Origin of the sequence: Micromonospora sp. DT47 (assembly GCF_049844475.1) — a bacterium.
GTDB lineage: Bacteria > Actinomycetota > Actinomycetes > Mycobacteriales > Micromonosporaceae > Micromonospora.
Genome location: NZ_JBNCLC010000011.1, coordinates 112,264 through 128,845, shown reverse-complemented (window position 1 = coordinate 128,845; position 16,582 = coordinate 112,264). Strand labels below are relative to the sequence as shown.

Genomic DNA, 16,582 nt, shown 5'->3' with positions numbered 1-16,582 from the left:
GGGCGGGGCGCGTGCGACGCTGATCATCGGTGTCGAGAGGGCGACCCGTTCCCCCGCGCGGACCGGGGTCGGCGGTACCCTCTTGGCGCGACAACGTACGCCGCGCGCCCGTAGCTCAGCGGATAGAGCAGGGGACTTCTAATCCCAAGGCCGCAGGTTCGAATCCTGCCGGGCGCACCATACCTGACCTGCGGAAACAGCGGATCCACAGCGGTCCTGAACCGGCAGCCCGTTGCAGTTGCCGTTGCAGTTTCACCAGAGCGCACCCCCGATAGCGTCAGCCGCCGCGCGGGACAGCTCCGGTGCTACATGCGAGTAGGTGCCCAGCGTCAACCCGATCTGCGAGTGGCCGAGCAGTTCCATGACCACCCTGGCGGGCACGCCCTGCGCGAGCAGGATGCTCGCCGCCGTGTGCCGGACGTCGTGCAGGCGGCCGCTGGACGGTCGCGAAGCTGTGCCGCGTGGTCGGGGCGGACGGCCGGGATGCCGTCACTCGCAGACCCGCCAGTCGCCGTCTTCCTTGACCAGGGTGAGCACCTGGGTCCCGCTGGCGCCGTTCGGCAGGACCCAGCGCACGTTGGCCTCCCCGTGGACCCGGCCGTTCATGTTGACGACGTTCACGCCGACGATCTCGTAACCGGTGGACGTGAACTGCCCGGACTGCTGGCGGACGAAGTCGGCCTGGCCCTGCCGATTCCGCAGCTGGCTGCAGAGTTGCCCGTAGGCCGTCGGGAAGTCCCGCTCGACCATCGCCCCGGCGAAGGTGTCCACACTGTCACGCGCCGGCCCTTTGGCCTCCTGGGCCAGGTCCCGCAGCACGAAGCCGCCGATGACGCCACCGAGGCAGCAGAGGGAGAGCACGACACCGACGAGCACCGTCCGTCTCGTACGGGGGTTCTTCGGTGGCACCATGACCGGCTCGTATGCCATACCCGCAGGGTAGGAAGACCGGGCAACCTGGGATCTGGGATGTGCTGCTGAACAGTCCGGCGAACACCCTGACGCAGCGGGGCACTTTGCTTCCTGGGTGGCGCCGCAGGGCAGGTCGATCACCTCTGTGTGGCCGGAGTCGAGGTCGGTGCGGCGCAGGGAGACGGGGCGGGTGCAGACGCCGTAGTCGGCGGCGAGGCGCACGCGGCGAAGCGGATGGGGTAAACGCCGAGCGCCGCCCGTTGTGTGGGGGGAACGGGCGGCGCCGGGCACCGGGTCCGTACTGATCACGGACCCGAGGTTTGGACGGAAGGCCCGGGTCGTTGCCCTCGGCGGTTCACGCCTGGGGCGGCCGGGTGCAGAAGTCCTTCGGACCCCGGCCTTCCGCGCGGTGAAGAGTATCGGCGCCCACTGACACTCGGGCGCCGGCTATGGCCAACTTAAGCCGCCGCTAAGCCGTCGATTAGCCAGTGATCACCTCGGCGGTCGGCGCGCAAGCAGTTAGCGTCAGCCCTGGTCGCGGACTAGTGCAGTGCACATATGGCCAACACGGCGCAGCCCCCGGTAGCGAGAGGACCGGGGGCTGCGCTCCTGGGATGGGTCAGCCGGTCGCCCGGCGGAGGCGGTGACGCTCCAGCCGCTCCGCGCGGAACTTGTCGAGGATGAGCGCGGCATCCGCGAGCCGAGGGCATCCACTTGGGGTGCACGCTGAGCAGTCGTTCCGCTCGTGGTAGTCGACGCAGTACGAGGCGAGGATGACGGGGAACGGGACCTCAGGCACGCCAGCCTCCCGCCCGGTACTCCTGCCCGCGAGTGAGGAGCGGGGAGCGCTGGTACTCCATCGTCGGTTCGTTCGCCCAGTAGTGACCAGAGTTCCGGCGAGCCTGGACCTCGGCGACCGCCTGGGGGCCGAGGGCTCCCGAGCGGTTCTGGTAGATGGTTGCCGGGCCGGTCAGATCGGCAGGGCTCCTCCGCCTCAGCCACCAGCCCCACGCCCGTCTTACGCCACTTCCACAACATCTATCCCTCCTTTTGGTTCTGGGGTCACTACCGACCGTAGACCTGTACGTCTATAGACGTCTAGGTACGTACCGCAGGTCTAGACGTTCAGGACGTCGAGGAGGCTTGGGCAATGGTCGATCCGTTGTCGCCAACACCGCTGTACATCCAGGTCGCCGATCTCGTTGCGAAGCGCATCGCCGATGGCGAGCTTCAGTCGCTCCGCCCGATCCCGAGCGAGTCGCAACTACAGCAGGAGTACGGAGTTGCTCGCGGTACGGTGCGGCAGGCGGTGCGTCTCCTGCGGGAGCGTGGACTGGTCATGACGGTGCCGCAGCGGGGCACCTACGTCGCCGAAAAGCCTGAGCAGTAATACCCCTACCCCGTAAGCCCAAGCCAAGATCGAGAGTCCAGCGAGCGTCCGGAGCGGGGAGCCGAACGGCTCGGAAGCGAGCGGAACAACTCACCGGTGGCCGCGAGGCCCGTACTGCTCACCGTTTCTCTGTCGAGGTCGACCTTGCCAGCATCAGCGATGATCGCTGCGTGCCCAGGGACTTCATCACGCGCGGCGGCGTTGCCTACGTTGACCAACAGTTAAGGACGTGGGGAAGCCCACGGTTCGAGCGGAGCGCGACATGGCCATTCGCCCGGCTCCGCGTCACCGGGCAGGCGATCGTGGTCTCCTCCATCTTCGGAGAGTTCCGGCTCACCCAGACGAACCTCGTATCGATCTCCCGCGTCCGTCACATCCCGGTGCTGGCCGATGGCTTCATGTTCGAGGCACGCGGCCACCAGGAGATGGTGATCTTCTGGGCTCTCCGCGCACGCAAGGTGTTGGACGAGCTGCGTCGCCACGAATGGGTGGTCGACAACGGGTAGCAGGTGTCCGTCGAGGGCGATGGACCATCCGTACGGCCGAGGACGGCAACCAACGCCGACGTTGCTTGACGGTGGACGCTCTGACCAGCGCCGTCGCTCCGCCGTCTACCGTGAGCGCGAACGTCCCAGGCGCGACGTCAGCTGCCGCAGGGGAACACCCGAGTCAGTGAGACGACCATTGCATGATCCAGGTGGGCAAGGGCTTGTCAATGGTGTCCACCACCTCCCAGCCGGTGCGCCGGTACACCTCGACGTTGGCGGGCTTGCTGGTCTCCAGGATCGCCGGCAGGCCGCCTGACGCAGCGCCGGCGACGCGAGCGCCGACACCGGTGCTGCTTGCTACGCTTCGCGGCCCGGCAACACGGAGGGACGACCGTGCGCGATTTTCTGGACCGGTTCCGCAAGGTCCGACGCGATCAGCCCGCTGACGGGGCCAGCCAGGAAGGTACGGCCCTCGGCGCGCGGGCGGCACGCCGGCTGGCGGTGCTGGGGCACGTCCCGATCATGCGCGGTCTGACCGGGACGGAGTTCGACCGGGTGGAGCGGACGTTCGGCTTCCAGTTCGCCGACGACCACCGCGCGTTCCTGGCCGCCGGGCTGCCGACCGGCCCCTCCTGGCCCGACTGGCGCAACGGGGACAGCGCCACCCTCCGAGACAGGCTGGGGTGGCCGATGCACGGCGTGCTCTTCGACGTCGAGCACAACGGCTACTGGCACGAGAGCTGGGGCGAGCGACCGGCCAACCGCCGCGACGCGGTGGCGGCGGCCGAGCCGCACCTGCGTGCGGTGCCGCAGATGGTGCCCGTGTTCGGTCACCGGTTCCTGCCCGCGGGCCGCGGGTCGTATGGGGCATCCTGTCCTGTCGATGCACCAGACCGACATCATCTACTACGGGTACGACCTCGAGGACTACATCCACTCGGAGTTCGGTGGACCGGCACCGGACCGGCACGGAGAGCCGGCGGCCACCGTCGCCTTCTGGAAGGACGTCCTCGGACAGGACCGGTCGGGGCCACCGCCGTGATGACCAGTCAGCGGGACGTGTCGGCGAGGACCTGCGCCAGCGCGTGCGAGGCCTGCCGGACCATGCCCGGATTCGTGTGCCAGTAGTAGGGCAGCGCCGCCACCGCCTGGCACAGCGCCCAACCTCGACCGCGCAACCAGGACGCCTCGTCGACGTCCAGTTCGGTACGGAACCGACGGCGGCTGTCGCCGGCGAACACATTCCACGCGGGCTGCAGGTCGCACGCGGGGTCCCCGACGTTGAGGCCACCGAAGTCGATGACCGCGGAGAGGCGGCCGTCGACGACGAGCAGGTTGCCCGGCAGCAGGTCGCCGTGCAGCCAGACATCCGGGCCGTCCCAGGCGGGCGCGTCGAGCGACTCCTGCCAGGAGCGGAGGGCGGCCTGGCCGTCGATCCGGTCGCCGAGCTGCGCGACCGACCGCCGGACGCCGTCGTCCAGCTCCGCGAGCGCCGCGCCCCGGGACCGGGGAGCGCGCGGGAAGGCGCCGGTGGTGTCGATCCGCCGCAACGCGGTCACGAACGCGGCGAGGTCCACGGCCGCGCGGTCCAGGTCGTCGATGCCGCGGCTGGCGTCGTGGCCGGGCAACCACTCGCACACCGACCAGTCGAAGGGGTAGCCCTCGGCGGGACGCCCCATCGCCACCGGGACGGGAAGCGCGAGTGGCAGGTGCGGCGCCAGCTTCGGCAACCACTCCGCCTCCCTGGCCGCCTGCCGGGTGGCCCATCCGATCCGCGGCAGCCGCGCCACCAGGTGCGCGCCGAGCCGGTAGATGTCGTGGTCGGTCCCGTACGACGGCACCGGACGGATCGGCAGGTCGGCCCAGTGTGGGAACTGTGCCGCCAGCAGGCGACGGACGAGTTCCACGTCCGTGTCGACCTCGTCGGCATGCATCCTGATCGCGTCCATCCGGGTCATCCTCGGCGAGCGCCGTCACCGCGGCAATCGAATTCGGCGCGGGCGCCGGACGGCGCCGAGGCCGCCTCTCGCTACGGGCAGTCGGTCGTGCACTTCACGTAGCTGGTCCAGCTGTTTCCACCATTGCCCACATAGGACAGGGTGAGGGAGACGACCCCATGGTTGGCCAACACGGCCAGCTTCACGCCGCCGATGGACGCCGGTTCCTCGGCGAACCGGTCGAAGGACAGGGTCAGCGCCGAGCTGAGGCCCTCCTTGGCCGGCGGGGTGATCGTCCACCGGCCGGAGCCGTCGAGCCGGCCCTGGAACGGGTCGGTGAGGAGGAAGTCGTCGAAGGCCTCCACCGGCAGGTCGGTCGCCACGAAGGTGCCGTCCTCCCGGAACCCGATCGTCCGGCGGTGACCGCTCTGCCAGGTGCCGACGAGGGCCTCCGGTTGGAGATCGACCGCGTCGCCGTGGTCGGCGAGGATCTCACCCAGGGTGCAGCCGCTGCTCAGCACCAGGATCGCCAGGAGCGCCAGCATCCGCCTCATCGGTCCCCCGCCCGTCCCGGTCGCCCGCAGCGGGCCGACCGATCGCGAATCGGCGACGCCCGCCGGGGCCTCGCCCTGCCACCCCAGCAGCGTCCGGCCCGCCTCCGGCGTTACCGGCCGGAGGCGGGCGCCCGCCCTCGCGCTCAGCCGTACGTCGGGCGCTGGGGCCAGCCGGGCGGGGAGTCCTCCCAGTCCTCCTGCCGCCCGTACGGGGTCAGGTCGAGGACGCTGTTGACGAAGAGCAGGCGGTCCACGCCCCGGGCGGTGGTCGAGTAGGTCCGGTAGACCTCGTCGCCGTCGCGCAGGAACACGCTGAGCAAGAAGCCGCGACCGGCGCCGCAGTCCTCCGTGAAGGACGTGCCGTGCGAGGAGACGAACGGCAGCGTCCAGCCCTTGCGGGCCTTGTACGCCTCGATCTGGGCAAGCGGCATGTTCGACACGGTCGCCCAGCTGACCCCGTTGGCGGCGAGCGCGGCCAGCCCGCCGGCCGGCACGTTGTCGGTGAAGGCGGTGCAGCCGGGGCAGAACGCGTCCGGCCCGACGTCCATGAACTGGTAGACGACGAGCTCGTCGCGGCCCTCGAAGAGGTCGAGCAGCGTCCGGGTGCCGGTCGGCGACGCGAAGGCGTAAACGTTGTCGAACCGGACCATCGGCAGCCGGCGACGGCGCGCGGCGAGCGCGTCCAGCGCGCGGGTGGCCTCCTTCTCGGCCTTGAGGAGCTCGTCCCGGGCCTGCTGCCATTCGTCGGCAGCCACGATCGGTGGTTTCTCCATGCGCCGATCATGCCCCCACCCACCGACACATTTCCCTGCGGCGATGCTGTCGGACCTTCCCGTTACCGTCGGCGGCCATGAGCGGAACGGGCGAGATGACGCGGGTGCCGACGGCGCAGGACGAGGCCCGGTTCTGGGCCCTGGTCGATTCGGGGTGGGAACGGCTCGGCGCGGAGGCGGCAGCGCTGCGCCGCGCGCTGATCGCGCGGGATCCCGAGGAGGACGGCGACGGCGACGAGTACGCCGTCGACGCCTGGCTCGATCCGCTCCTGGGGCACCTGCGTGAGCTCTGCGTCGGCCTCTCCGCGCGGGAACTGACCGACCTGGACCGGGTGCTGGAGCGGAAGCTGCACGACCTCGACCGGGCCGACGTCCACGACGTGACCGACGGCTCCGACGACGGCTTCCTCTACGCCCGGGGCTGGATCGTCGCCCTCGGCCGGGAGTACTACGAGGCCGTGCGCGCCGACCCGGCGATGGCGGTGCTGGACGCCGACTGCGAGGAGATGTGCTACTTCTTCGCCCACCTGCACGAGGAGCGCTTCGGCGAGTGGCCGGAGACCGGCTCGGGCATCTGCCGGGAGACCGGGGGCAACGAGGCCGGCTGGGCGGAGGCCGACTCCGCCGGCGAAGCCTAGGCTCGGCCCATGGTGACCGAGACCGACCTCGAGCTGCCGGACGGCCACACGCTCTCGCCTACTTCGCCGCTGGACTGGCTCCGGCGGCACGCCGGCTGACCGACCGGCCGGGTGGAGAGCCGGAGAGCCTGGCAGGGCGGCGGCCGGGGGGAACGGCCGCCGCCCTGGCGCGCCCTTGAAGGGGCGGGGGGTGGCTCGCGGCGTTCGGACGGCTGGGGGGTGCCGTCCGTACGCCGCGGCCGGGCCGACGCCGGGGCGGGGGAATGGGGGGTGTCCCGCCCGGCGTCGGAACTCAGCGCGCGGTCGGCGTGCCCGTCGGCCGGTGGTCGCCGCCGGGCGCCCCGGTGCGCGAGGCCTCCGGCGTCGGGCGGGCGTCCGGCTTGCCGGCCGACCGGCTCGGGACCACCGAGGGGCGGGTCGACGGCCGGGTCGACGGCTTGCCCTTCTCCGCCGCCAGCAGGGTGTCGCAGTACGCGGCCACCTTGTCGATGCCACCGGCGGTGGTGATCAGCACGGTGAAGGCGGGGTTCTCCAGCGCCTTGCCGGGGTTGTCGCCGACCTTGGCGGTGTACGCCCGGCAGAGACCGACCAGCGACGGCGAGGGCGTGCCCTTCGCGCCCGGAGCGGCGGACTCCCCGGCCTTCTTCCCCTTGTCGGCAGGGGCGCCGGTCGCGTGCGCCGACGGCGTGGCGCTCGCCGAGGCCAGCGGGTTGGGCAGGGCGCCGTTCGCGGCGGCGAGTGCCACCCCGCCGGTGGCGGTCACGGCGAGCACCGTGGCACCGACCTTGAGGGTGACGAGTTTCGCCAGGGCAGTTTCAATCATCGACATCTCCGGTTGTGGGGGGTGAGATGAGGGACCGCTGAGCGGGGCGCCTTCCGCTCAACAGCCTTCCGTGCCCTCAGCGCCGCACCCCCCGGAGATGTCACACCGACCGTCCGGCCGGGCTCACGACACCGGCGCGGACGGCTCCGGCCCCGGCGGACCTGCTCGCCGTCGCGGTCCGCCCGGCCGGCTGACGGCTCCGCGCGTCGGGCGGGTGAAATCGCTCAGCGACGCGCCGCATACCGAGGGTGATCAGCAGGAACTCGCCCGGCCGGAGCGGCACGTGCTGACCCGGCGGGCCACCGTCGCGCCGCTGACCGGCGAGGCGCGGGGCACGCTGCCCGGCTCCCTGCCGGTGGAGTTCCTCTCCCGGGACGACTACTACCGGACGCCGGAGACCTCGGCGCGGGACGCGGTCGGCGGCTGAGCCCGGGCCCGCAGCCGGCGCAGCATCCGGGCGTCGGTGAAGCCGACCGCCCGGGCGGCGGACTCGACGGTGGCGCCGTGCCCGATCAGGTGCTCGGCCCGCTCGACCCGGAGCAGTTGCTGGTAGCCGAGCGGGGTGAGCCCGGTGGCCTGGCGGAACAGCCGGGTCAGGGTGCGTTCGGCGACGCCGCCAGCGGCGGCCAGGTCGGCCAGCGGCAGCGGCTCGGAGAACCGGCTGTCGATCAGGTCCTGCACCCGGTGGGCCGCGTCGGAGAGGTGCGAGCGGTACCGCATCATCGCGCTGGCCTGCTGCTCGTGGCCGTTGCGCCGGGCGTAGACGACCAGCGTGCCGGCGATCCGGGCGGCCGCGGCCGGGCCGTGCCGGGTGGCCACCAGGTGCAGCGCCACGTCGATACCGCTGGCGATGCCGGCCGAGGTGACCACCCGGTCGTCCACCACGTGCAGCACGTCGCGGACCACCCGGGCGGCGGGGAAGATCCGGGCCAGGTCGTCCTGCACCTCGTGGTGGGTGGTGCAGCGCCGTCCGTCCAGCAGGCCGGCCCGGCCGAGCGCGAACGCGCCGGCGCAGACGCTGGCCACCGTGCCGCCACGGGCGTGGTGGTCTGCCAGCCGCCGCAGGTCGTCCCGACCGACCGGCCCCGCCGGGCCGTGCGCGCTCGGCCGCCATCCGGGTACGACCACCAGGTCGTCCGCGTCCAGCTCCGGCCACTCGGTCACGGCACCCAGCGGTACGCCCTGCACGGTCGGCACGGTGGCCCGCTCGGCGACGTAGTGCAGGCGGTAGTCGTATCCGTTGTCGGCGGCGGTGGAGAAGACCTGCGCCGGGCCGGCCAGGTCCAGCAGGTGCAGCTGCGGGACCAGCAGGAAGACGACCCGGGCCATGGGGTCAGCCCCGCGCGCCGGCCGGCACCGCGCCGGTTACCTCGTCGACGGTCCGGATGGTGGCGAAGCGCCCGGCCAGCGCGTACTCGGTCCGGGCGATCATCTCGTCGGCGGAGAGGGTCCGCGGGTCGGCCAGGATCTCTGCCAGGGTGGCGGTGGCCGGTAGGTCCCGGTGCGGGGTCGGGAAGGTGACCGTCGCGTCGGTCACGAAGGTCATCTGGTAGCCCAGGTCGCAGCCGACCCGGGTGGTGGTCTCCACGCACTGCTCGGTGCGGATGCCGCAGACGGTGAGGTCGCGGATGCCGGCCAGGGTGAGGATCTGCTGCAGGTTGGTGGTGGTGAAGGCGTTGTGCGACGTCTTGACCAGGATCGGCTCCCCGTCGACCGGGGACAGCCCGTCGATCGGCCGGACGTGGCCGAGCGCCGGGTCGAAGACGCCGCCGCTGCCGGGCTCGGCGTGCAGGACCCAGACCACCAGGTCACCGCGGCCCCGCGCCGCGTCGACCAGCCGGCCGACCTGGCCGACGATGTCGGGGTGCGAGGCGTAGGCCCAGATCGGGCGCTGACGGAAGGACTCCTGGACGTCGATCACGACGAGTGCTGCTCTGCTCATGGTGTAGATCCTGGCCGGGTGGACGCCGGGACGGCAGACACCATCATGCCCAGATGCGGAACGATCCGGTCACCGCCCCGGCCCTGGTCGGGCCGGTCCGGCGGCCGGGGACGGTCAGGAGGCGGAGGTACGGCGGCCGCGCCGGTCCAGCTCGGCGGCCTCCTCCGGGGTCGGCGCGGTGCCGCCCAGGTGGCCCGGCTGCCACCAGGCGTCCTCCGGGCCGGCCGGCTTGTCCGGGTACTCCCGCTGGGCCCGGTCGACCAGCGCGGTGAGCCGGCTCTTCAGCTCCCCGGTCATCGCGTTGGTGTCCGGGAAGTCGGCCGGGTCGATCGGCTCGCCGATCAGAATGGTGATCGGGGTGTGCCTGCGGGTCAGGGTCTTCGGCCGACCCTTGGTCCAGAGCCGCTGGGTACCCCAGACCGCCACCGGCAGCAGCGGCACCGCCGCGTCCAGGGCCATCCGGGCCGCGCCGCTCTTGAGCTCCTTGACCGTGAACGAGCGGCTGATCGTGGCCTCGGGGAAGACGCCGACCACCTCACCGCGCCGCAACGCCCCCACCGCCGAGCTGTACGAGCCGGCGCCGGCCCGACGGTCCACCGGGATGTGCCGCATGCCGCGCATCAGCGGGCCGGAGACGCGGTGGGCGAAGACCTCGTGCTTGGCCATGAAGCGGACCAGCCGGCGGGACTTGTGCGCGCCGTAGCCGCAGAAGATGAAGTCGAGGTAGCTGACGTGGTTGCTGGCCAGCACCGCCCCGCCGGTACGGGGGACGTGGTGGCTGCCCTCGACGGTCAGGCGCAGGTCGAGGACCCGGAACATCGTCTTGGCGGCGGCGATCACGGGCGGGTACAGGAGTTCCGGCATCCGCCGACTTTACCCCGCGTAGGTTACGGGACCGTAGGGGCGCAAAGCCGCGACCGGCCGGCGCCCCGGACGGGGCTTCTGCCGCTGGCAGAGCGGTCTCGCGGGCACCGGTCGGCCGGGGCCAGAATGGCGGGATGACGGAACGCGGGGTACTGCTGTGGATCCACGGCGGCGGATGGCGGGGGCGCTCGGAGGAGGACGGCTCGGCGCTGGCCCGGCTCGGGCTGCGGGTCGTGCCGGCCACCTACCGCTTCGTCGACGAGGCGCGCTGGCCGGCGCAGCTCGACGACGTACGGCGGGCGGCGCGGGCGGCCCGGGCCGCGGCCGGCGGGCTGCCGCTGCTGGTGGGCGGCGACTCGGCCGGCGGCACCCTGGCCCTGCACCTGACGCTGCGCGGCGTCGACCGGCCCGACGACGTGGCCGCCGGGTTGGCGTACTGGGCGGCGAGCGATCCGCTGGCCGGGGAGTGGCGCCGGTTGCGGGCCGACGACGACCCGTGGGCCGGCCTGCTGGGTCACCGTCCGGCAGCGGGGGACCCGGCCACCGTCGACTCGACCGTGGCCAGCCACCTCGGCAACCGGGTGCCGGTGCTGCTGGTGCACGGCGGCGACGACCGGGCCGTGCCGGTCGCCCAGTCGGTCGCGCTCGCCGGCGCGCTGCTCGCCGCCGGGCATCCCGCCCACACCTGGATCACCCACGGCGGGCACGCCCTTCCGCTGGACCGGCCGGACGTCCTGGCCGCCACCGCCGCGTTCCTCGACACCGTCCTGCCGCCCGGCTGAGCAGCTGCGACATCGTCCGGTCGGACGGCCGACCGGCGGGCTACCGTCGGGGCATGCCGGAGCTGCACGCCATCGTCATCCACTGCCGTGACCCGTACCTGCTGGCGCCGTTCTGGAGCCTGGTCACCGGCCTGCCGGTGGTGCCGGAGGACGAGGCGAAGCTCGCCGACCGCTCGCTCGCCCCGGGCGAGGCGGTCCTGCTGCGCGATCCGCACCGGCACCGGCCGGACGTGTGGATCTCCCCGGCGGAGGAGCTGCCCGGACCGGGCCGGATCCACCTCGACCTGGTCGGCGACGCCGAGGAGCGGGCCGCCGTGCTGGAGGCCGGCGCCACGGTGGTCCGGGAGCTGCCCGGCTGGACCGTCTTCGCCGACCCCGAGGGCAACGAGTTCTGCCTGCTCCCCCACCAGCCCTGAGCCCGGTGGGGGAAGCGAGCGCGTGGGTCACTCGCCCAGCTTGTGCAGGTCGAGCCGGCCGCGGGCGAAGGCGTCCACCCGACCCCAGCGGCCGGGGATGTCGAGCACCTCGATCCGGCCCATCCCGACCGGCAGCACCGGCTCCACCGCCAGGTGCCCCTCGTGCGGCTCGAGGCCGAGCATGGTCCGTAGCAGCAGCAGCGGCGTGCCGGTGGACCAGGCCTGCGGGCTGCACGCGGTCGGGTACTCCACCGGGAACTTGGTCAGCTCCCGGGGATAGCCGCCGAACGCCTCCGGCAGCCGACCGTGGAAGAAGGTCGCCGCGTCCAGGATGCCGTTGGCGATGGTGGCGGCCTCCTCCGCGAAGCCGTACCGGCGCAGCCCCCAGGCGATGAAGGAATTGTCGAAGGGCCAGATCGTGCCGTTGTGGTAGCCGATCGGGTTGTACCGCGCCTCACCCTCGGCGAGGGTGCGTACGCCCCAGCCGGTGAAGAGCCGCGGCCCGACCAGGTGGCGGGCGACCTGGTCGGCCCGGTCGTGCTCCACGATGCCGCTCCAGAGCAGGTGCCCGATGTTGGAGCTGAGCGTGTCGCACTGGCGGCCGTCCGGGTCCAGGGCGAGGGCGTAGTACCCGCCGTCCTCCACCCACCAGTCCCGGTTGAACCGCTCCTTCAGCTGCGCCGCCTCCCGCTCCAACTGATCGGCGAACCCCGGGTCGTCCCAGAACTCCCGGGCCAGCCGGGCGGCGCGCCGCTTCGCGTCGTACGCGTAGCCCTGCACCTCGCAGGTGGCCCGGGGGAACGGCGGCAGCGTGCCGTCGCGGTACGAGATCGAGTCCCAGGAGTCCTTCCAGCACTGGTTCTCCAGGCCGGTGTCGGTGTTGCGCCGCTCGTACCAGATGTAGCCGTTGCCGACCAGGTCGGCGTAGTCGTCCATCCACTTCAACGCGGCCCGGCACTCCCGCTCCAGCTCGCGGACCAGGGCGACGTCGCCGCTCCACTTCTCGTACTCGTCGAGCAGGACCAGGAAGAGCGGGGTGGCGTCGACGGAGCCGTAGTACGGCGAGTGCGGCTGTTCCTCGAACGCGGCCGTCTCGCCGTACCGCATCTCGTGCAGGATCCGGCCCGGGTCCTCGTCCCGGAAGTCGTCGAACCGGGTGCCCTGCAGGGCGGCCAGGATGCGCAGCGTGGTCTTGGACATGTCCGGCGCGAAGGGCAGCACCTGCAGACAGGTCAGGATGCTGTCCCGGCCGAACATGGTCATGAACCAGGGCAGGCCGGCGGCGGGCAGGGCCGGCCCGCCGAGCGACAGCGGCGAGAACCGCAGCGCCGCCAGGTCGATCAGGCTGCGCCGGTACGTGGAGGCGATCTGACCGTGCTGGCTGTTGACCTTAGGCGCCTTGGCGACCCACTCCTCCAGGTCGTGCTGGAGGGCCAGCCGTTCGGTGCCGTGCGCCCGCACCCCCATCCGCAGGTCCCGGCCACCCGGGCCGACCGCGACGGTCAGCACCTCGATGTCGGCTATCCACTGCTCGTTCGGCTCCAGGTGCACCGTGTACGCGAACCCGTTCTTGTCGTACCGGGCCGGCCGGGACGACGTGATCACCGTTTCGCGCTTGAAGTTGCCCCGGCGGTAGCCCAGCCGGAGCCGGTTCTCCTCCACCTCGGCGTAGATCTCCCCCTTCTTGTTGAGGATCTCGTCCTTGACCTGGAACAGGTCGGCGAAGTCGGAGCCGGCGTCCATCCGGATCTCCAGGTCGACCGGCTTCTCGTCATGGTTGAGGATGGTCACCTGCTCGCGGAAGCTCCCACCCACCGCACGCTCCCGGATGATCGACAGCTTCGCGTCGATGTAGTGGGTGGCCATCCCCGGCACCAGGAAGAAGCGCGCCTCGTAGTACTGGAGGTCGTCGTAGGAGAGGGCGTTGAGCCGCTCACCGTTGACGGTGAGCACCCACCGGGACAGGAACCGGGTGTCGATGGAGAAGAGCCCGGTCGGCTCGCTCGGCGTCGCCTCGATGTCGCCGGTGTCCTCGGAGACGACGAAGGTGTTGCCGTCCAGGATCCGGATCGTGTTGGTCTGCGCCATCAGCGCACCTCCCGGCGGAAGAGTCGGCGCGGCCCGTGGGCGTCGGGCGGGCCGGGAAAGAGCCGCTCCACCTGGACCACCAGCCGGGGATTGCCCGTCACCGTCATGTCCCCGCGCAGCAGCGCCGCCAGGCCGTTTTCCCGGCCGGCGGCGAGATCCTCGAACAACTTCGGACTGGTCCCGATCACGGTGTCGGCCTCCCGGTCCTCCTGATTGACCTTCAGCCGGCCCCGGTCGATCTGGACCAGCCAGTGCGTGGTCTGCGCCCCCTCGTGCAGATCGAAGCGCAGCGTCCCGGACGTCTTGTCCAGCAGCGGCTCGTAGCCCCGCCGGTTGAGGTCCTCGAAGAATGTCGTGGTCGCGTCCACAATCGGGTCTTCTCCCCCCGCGGCATTGGCGACGTACCGGACGGGGGTCCCCGCCCGGCAGGCGGTCAATCTCGCCCGGATCGGGTGAGCCGGCGCGCCCCGAGCGTCGTACCGGCGCAGTAGCCTGCCGAAACGGGCGACGACGGGAGGGGACATGGCGGGCGGTACTCCGCAGGTCGACCGGGGACGGGTGCTCGCCCACCGGGCGGTCGCCCAGCAGCTCCACCGACCGGGCCGGCCGCGCCCGGCCGGCCTGGCGGTGCTCGACCTCGGCGTGCAGGACACGCCGTACGGCTCGGCCCGGCAGGCGCTGGCCGCGCGCGGGGTCACCGACCTCGACGACGACCGGCTGGAGCTGGTGTGGTCCACCCGGGGGGCGCCGCACCTGCACCGCCGGGCCGAGCTGCCGGCGCTGGCCGCCGCGCTCTGGCCGCTGAGCGACGCCGACGCGACCCGCCGCCTGCCCGGGCAGATCCGCGACGGGGCGAAGCTCGGTCTGGCCGCCTTCCGCGCCGCCGCCGCCGCATTCCGCGAGGTGGTCACCGCCCCGATGGCCCGGGGCGAGGTGAGTCGCGCGGTCAGCGACCGGATCCCCGACGAGCTGAACTACGAATGCCGGGCCTGCGCCGCCCGGCACGTCTCCGGTGCGCTCTTCCAGCAGGCCGGGCTGGCCGGTGGCGTACGGCTGGAGGTGGCCGGCCGGGCCGCCCGGCTGGCGCCGCTGGCGCCGCGCCCGGCGCCGCCCGAGCGGGCGGCGCCGCGCCCGGCGCCGCCCGAGCGGGCGGCGGGCACGGACGCGCTGGTGCTGGCGTACCTCAGGCTGCTGGGCCCGGCCACGCCCGGCGACGTGGCGGGCTTCCTGGGCACCTCGGTCACCGAGCTGCGCGCGATCTGGCCGACGGACCAGCTGACCGAGGTACGCGTCGACGGCCGCAGGGCGTGGCTGCCGACCGACCGGCTCGACGCGCTGCGCGGCGCGGCGCCGGTCGACGGCGTCCGGCTGCCACCGGGCGACCCGTTCCTCCAGGCCCGCGACCGCGACGTCCTGGTCCCGGAAAAGGCCCACCAGGCGCAGCTCTGGCGGATGATCGGCAACCCCGGGGTGGTGCTGGCCGACGGCGAGGTGGCGGGCACCTGGCGCGCCAAGCAGGCCGCCAAGGGCCGCCTCGACCTCACGGTCACCCCCTTCACCAAGCTTCCGAAGCGGGTCACGCACGAGGTCGAAGCCGAGGCGGAGACGGTGCGGGCGGCCCGTCGCGCCTCCGAGGTGACCGTCCAGTTCGAGCCCGCCTGACCTGGGAAGCAGGCCCAGATCCGCCCATGACGACCCGGGCAGCCGAACGCCGGCCCACACGGAGGGGAGCCGGCGTCGCAGCCCGCGGCGGACAGGTCAGTTGTTGGGTTCGTCGGCGCTGATGTCCGCGAGCACCGACTGCGGTTCACGCTCGACCGCGAGGTCGCCCATCGAGACCAGGCCGACCAACCGGCCGTCGTCGATCACCGGCAACCGGCGTACGGCGTACGTGCGCATCAGGTCGGCCGCGGCGACCGCGTCGTCGTACTGGCTGACCGTGATGACGTGCTTGCTGGTGATCTTGCTGAGCCGGGTGGTGTGCGGGTCCATGCCCTCGGCGACCCCCCGGACCGTGATGTCCCGGTCCGTGACGATGCCGACGACGTTGTCACCATCGGTCACCACCACGTCGCCGATCGCGCTGTCCCGCATCTCCTGCGCCGCCGCGGTGAGCGTGTCGTTGCCGTCCATCGTCACCAACCGGGTCGTCATGAATTCTCCGACCGTTGTCATGGTGCTCCCCTCTCGGTGTCGGCACGGCCCGTCTACCCGCCGTCCCGGCGGGGTAACGCGCGCCGGGGGCGCGGTCAGCGGTGCCGGCGCACCCGCCGGCGCAGGTCGTAGAAGCCGTTGCTGGACAGGCCGTAGAAGAGCGGCAGCAGCAGGAAGACCACCAGCGCCACCGGCACCGAGACCAGCCAGCCGACCATGCCGGCGGCGGCGTACAGCACGATGCCGAGCACGGCGCGCAGCCGCTCCACGGCGAAGAACCGGGGCGAGGTGTGCGCCTGGAGCAGGTCACGATGCCGGTTGAGGTGGTGGTAGAGGCCGAGCCAGGCCGCCGACAGCACCACCCCGACCAGCCCGTAGAGCGCGACCGCGACCCGTTCGTCGAACCGGTCGCCGCTCTGGACCGCGCGGGATACCACCGCGGTGACGAACGGCAGCAGGGCCACGCTGAAGAGCACCCCGAGGTTGAACCAGTGCAGTCCCCGGTCGGTGCAGCGGATCCGGTGGAAGGTGCCCTTGTGGTTGAGCCAGTTCACCGCGACGTACAGGTACGACGTGACGTACGCCAGGTAGACCGGCCACTGGTCGAGCAGGGCGTGCAGCAGCCCACCCGGCGGCACCTCCGGGGTACGCAGGTCGAGTACCAGCAGCGTGATGATGATGGCGAAGACCGCGTCGCTGAACCCGACCGCGCGGCCGGTGTCCGAGCGCAGCGCCGCCTCCTCCTGCTGCTCGGCCGGTTCCGGTCGTTCCCGCTCGGCGTCCATCCGCTCCCCCTTCCGCCGCCGCGCCGGGTCCGCGGC

General features: G+C 72.3%; 23 protein-coding genes and 1 tRNA gene. 9 read left to right on the top strand and 15 right to left on the bottom strand.

Annotated features, from left to right (window positions below):
• The first annotated feature begins 104 nt into the window (after nt 1–104).
• Nucleotides 105–180, top strand: a tRNA-Arg gene (locus tag ACLQ2U_RS18835).
• 72 nt (nt 181–252) lie between these two features.
• Here the strand turns inward: ACLQ2U_RS18835 and ACLQ2U_RS18830 are convergent.
• The 3 genes from ACLQ2U_RS18830 to ACLQ2U_RS18820 form a co-directional block, all read right to left on the bottom strand.
• Nucleotides 253–429: a tyrosine-type recombinase/integrase gene (locus ACLQ2U_RS18830; protein WP_425752058.1), complete on the bottom strand. Its 177-nt coding sequence runs from the start codon at nt 427–429 to the stop codon at nt 253–255.
• A 60-nt stretch (nt 430–489) separates the two neighbouring features.
• A complete protein-coding gene (locus ACLQ2U_RS18825) occupies nt 490–930 on the bottom strand; it encodes a hypothetical protein (RefSeq protein ID WP_425751985.1) in 441 nt (146 codons plus the stop codon).
• Between the two features lie 601 nt (nt 931–1,531).
• A complete protein-coding gene (locus ACLQ2U_RS18820; protein ID WP_425751984.1) occupies nt 1,532–1,711 on the bottom strand; it encodes a hypothetical protein in 180 nt (59 codons plus the stop codon).
• 351 nt (nt 1,712–2,062) lie between these two features.
• Here ACLQ2U_RS18820 and ACLQ2U_RS18815 point away from each other — a divergent pair, with 351 nt between their 5' ends.
• Both ACLQ2U_RS18815 and ACLQ2U_RS18810 read left to right on the top strand, forming a co-directional pair.
• A complete protein-coding gene (locus tag ACLQ2U_RS18815; protein ID WP_425751983.1) occupies nt 2,063–2,302 on the top strand; it encodes a GntR family transcriptional regulator in 240 nt (79 codons plus the stop codon).
• A gap of 170 nt (nt 2,303–2,472) precedes the next feature.
• Nucleotides 2,473–2,808: a hypothetical protein gene (locus ACLQ2U_RS18810; protein ID WP_425751982.1), complete on the top strand. Its 336-nt coding sequence runs from the start codon at nt 2,473–2,475 to the stop codon at nt 2,806–2,808.
• A gap of 339 nt (nt 2,809–3,147) precedes the next feature.
• Here the strand turns inward: ACLQ2U_RS18810 and ACLQ2U_RS18805 are convergent, their stop codons facing one another.
• On the bottom strand, nt 3,148–3,384 hold the full coding sequence (locus tag ACLQ2U_RS18805; RefSeq protein ID WP_425751981.1) for a hypothetical protein: 237 nt from the start codon (nt 3,382–3,384) through the stop codon (nt 3,148–3,150).
• 289 nt (nt 3,385–3,673) lie between these two features.
• Between ACLQ2U_RS18805 and ACLQ2U_RS18800 the strand changes: the two genes are divergently transcribed.
• Nucleotides 3,674–3,832 (top strand): hypothetical protein, encoded by a 159-nt coding sequence (locus ACLQ2U_RS18800; RefSeq protein ID WP_425751980.1) that lies wholly within the window; start codon nt 3,674–3,676, stop codon nt 3,830–3,832.
• A 7-nt stretch (nt 3,833–3,839) separates the two neighbouring features.
• Here the strand turns inward: ACLQ2U_RS18800 and ACLQ2U_RS18795 are convergent, their stop codons facing one another.
• The 3 genes from ACLQ2U_RS18795 to ACLQ2U_RS18785 form a co-directional block, all read right to left on the bottom strand.
• The gene (locus ACLQ2U_RS18795; RefSeq protein WP_425751979.1) at nt 3,840–4,739 is read right to left on the bottom strand and encodes an aminoglycoside phosphotransferase family protein; all 900 of its coding nucleotides are present in this window, start codon (nt 4,737–4,739) and stop codon (nt 3,840–3,842) included.
• An 80-nt stretch (nt 4,740–4,819) separates the two neighbouring features.
• Nucleotides 4,820–5,272, bottom strand: a complete 453-nt coding sequence (locus ACLQ2U_RS18790; protein WP_425751978.1) for a hypothetical protein — start codon at nt 5,270–5,272, stop codon at nt 4,820–4,822.
• Between the two features lie 152 nt (nt 5,273–5,424).
• Nucleotides 5,425–6,054, bottom strand: coding sequence for a DUF899 domain-containing protein (locus ACLQ2U_RS18785; protein WP_425751977.1), 630 nt, complete (start codon nt 6,052–6,054; stop codon nt 5,425–5,427).
• A 77-nt stretch (nt 6,055–6,131) separates the two neighbouring features.
• On the opposite strand from ACLQ2U_RS18785, the gene ACLQ2U_RS18780 reads away from it, so the two are divergent.
• Nucleotides 6,132–6,692: a DUF4240 domain-containing protein gene (locus ACLQ2U_RS18780; RefSeq protein ID WP_425751976.1), complete on the top strand. Its 561-nt coding sequence runs from the start codon at nt 6,132–6,134 to the stop codon at nt 6,690–6,692.
• 292 nt (nt 6,693–6,984) lie between these two features.
• On the opposite strand, the gene ACLQ2U_RS18775 is transcribed toward ACLQ2U_RS18780, so the two are convergent.
• Nucleotides 6,985–7,515: a hypothetical protein gene (locus ACLQ2U_RS18775; protein WP_425751975.1), complete on the bottom strand. Its 531-nt coding sequence runs from the start codon at nt 7,513–7,515 to the stop codon at nt 6,985–6,987.
• A gap of 214 nt (nt 7,516–7,729) precedes the next feature.
• On the opposite strand from ACLQ2U_RS18775, the gene ACLQ2U_RS18770 reads away from it, so the two are divergent.
• On the top strand, nt 7,730–7,942 hold the full coding sequence (locus ACLQ2U_RS18770; protein ID WP_425751974.1) for a hypothetical protein: 213 nt from the start codon (nt 7,730–7,732) through the stop codon (nt 7,940–7,942).
• Here ACLQ2U_RS18770 and ACLQ2U_RS18765 read toward each other — a convergent pair.
• The 3 genes from ACLQ2U_RS18765 to ACLQ2U_RS18755 form a co-directional block, all read right to left on the bottom strand.
• Nucleotides 7,897–8,844 carry a GlxA family transcriptional regulator gene (locus ACLQ2U_RS18765; protein WP_425751973.1) on the bottom strand — a complete coding sequence of 316 codons (948 nt, stop codon included), beginning with the start codon at nt 8,842–8,844 and terminating at the stop codon, nt 7,897–7,899. The genes ACLQ2U_RS18770 and ACLQ2U_RS18765 overlap by 46 nt on opposite strands.
• A 4-nt stretch (nt 8,845–8,848) precedes the next feature.
• Nucleotides 8,849–9,457: an isochorismatase family protein gene (locus tag ACLQ2U_RS18760; protein ID WP_425751972.1), complete on the bottom strand. Its 609-nt coding sequence runs from the start codon at nt 9,455–9,457 to the stop codon at nt 8,849–8,851.
• Nucleotides 9,458–9,571: 114 nt separating this feature from the next.
• Nucleotides 9,572–10,321, bottom strand: a complete 750-nt coding sequence (locus tag ACLQ2U_RS18755; RefSeq protein ID WP_425751971.1) for a lysophospholipid acyltransferase family protein — start codon at nt 10,319–10,321, stop codon at nt 9,572–9,574.
• Between the two features lie 134 nt (nt 10,322–10,455).
• On the opposite strand from ACLQ2U_RS18755, the gene ACLQ2U_RS18750 reads away from it, so the two are divergent.
• Nucleotides 10,456–11,103, top strand: coding sequence for an alpha/beta hydrolase (locus ACLQ2U_RS18750; protein WP_425751970.1), 648 nt, complete (start codon nt 10,456–10,458; stop codon nt 11,101–11,103).
• A 53-nt stretch (nt 11,104–11,156) separates the two neighbouring features.
• Nucleotides 11,157–11,519 (top strand): VOC family protein, encoded by a 363-nt coding sequence (locus ACLQ2U_RS18745; protein WP_425751969.1) that lies wholly within the window; start codon nt 11,157–11,159, stop codon nt 11,517–11,519.
• Nucleotides 11,520–11,546: 27 nt separating this feature from the next.
• Here the strand turns inward: ACLQ2U_RS18745 and ACLQ2U_RS18740 are convergent, their stop codons facing one another.
• Both ACLQ2U_RS18740 and ACLQ2U_RS18735 read right to left on the bottom strand, forming a co-directional pair.
• Nucleotides 11,547–13,607 (bottom strand): glycogen debranching N-terminal domain-containing protein, encoded by a 2,061-nt coding sequence (locus tag ACLQ2U_RS18740; RefSeq protein ID WP_425751968.1) that lies wholly within the window; start codon nt 13,605–13,607, stop codon nt 11,547–11,549.
• Nucleotides 13,607–13,978, bottom strand: a complete 372-nt coding sequence (locus ACLQ2U_RS18735) for an SCP2 sterol-binding domain-containing protein (RefSeq protein WP_425752057.1) — start codon at nt 13,976–13,978, stop codon at nt 13,607–13,609. The genes ACLQ2U_RS18740 and ACLQ2U_RS18735 overlap by 1 nt, the downstream gene beginning before the upstream one ends.
• 151 nt (nt 13,979–14,129) lie before the next feature.
• Between ACLQ2U_RS18735 and ACLQ2U_RS18730 the strand changes: the two genes are divergently transcribed.
• The gene (locus ACLQ2U_RS18730; protein WP_425751967.1) at nt 14,130–15,269 is read left to right on the top strand and encodes a DNA glycosylase AlkZ-like family protein; all 1,140 of its coding nucleotides are present in this window, start codon (nt 14,130–14,132) and stop codon (nt 15,267–15,269) included.
• 96 nt (nt 15,270–15,365) lie between these two features.
• Here the strand turns inward: ACLQ2U_RS18730 and ACLQ2U_RS18725 are convergent, their stop codons facing one another.
• Both ACLQ2U_RS18725 and ACLQ2U_RS18720 read right to left on the bottom strand, forming a co-directional pair.
• Nucleotides 15,366–15,782, bottom strand: coding sequence for a CBS domain-containing protein (locus ACLQ2U_RS18725; protein ID WP_425751966.1), 417 nt, complete (start codon nt 15,780–15,782; stop codon nt 15,366–15,368).
• Between the two features lie 74 nt (nt 15,783–15,856).
• Nucleotides 15,857–16,546 (bottom strand): TMEM175 family protein, encoded by a 690-nt coding sequence (locus ACLQ2U_RS18720; RefSeq protein ID WP_425751965.1) that lies wholly within the window; start codon nt 16,544–16,546, stop codon nt 15,857–15,859.
• Nucleotides 16,547–16,582: the final 36 nt, after the last annotated feature.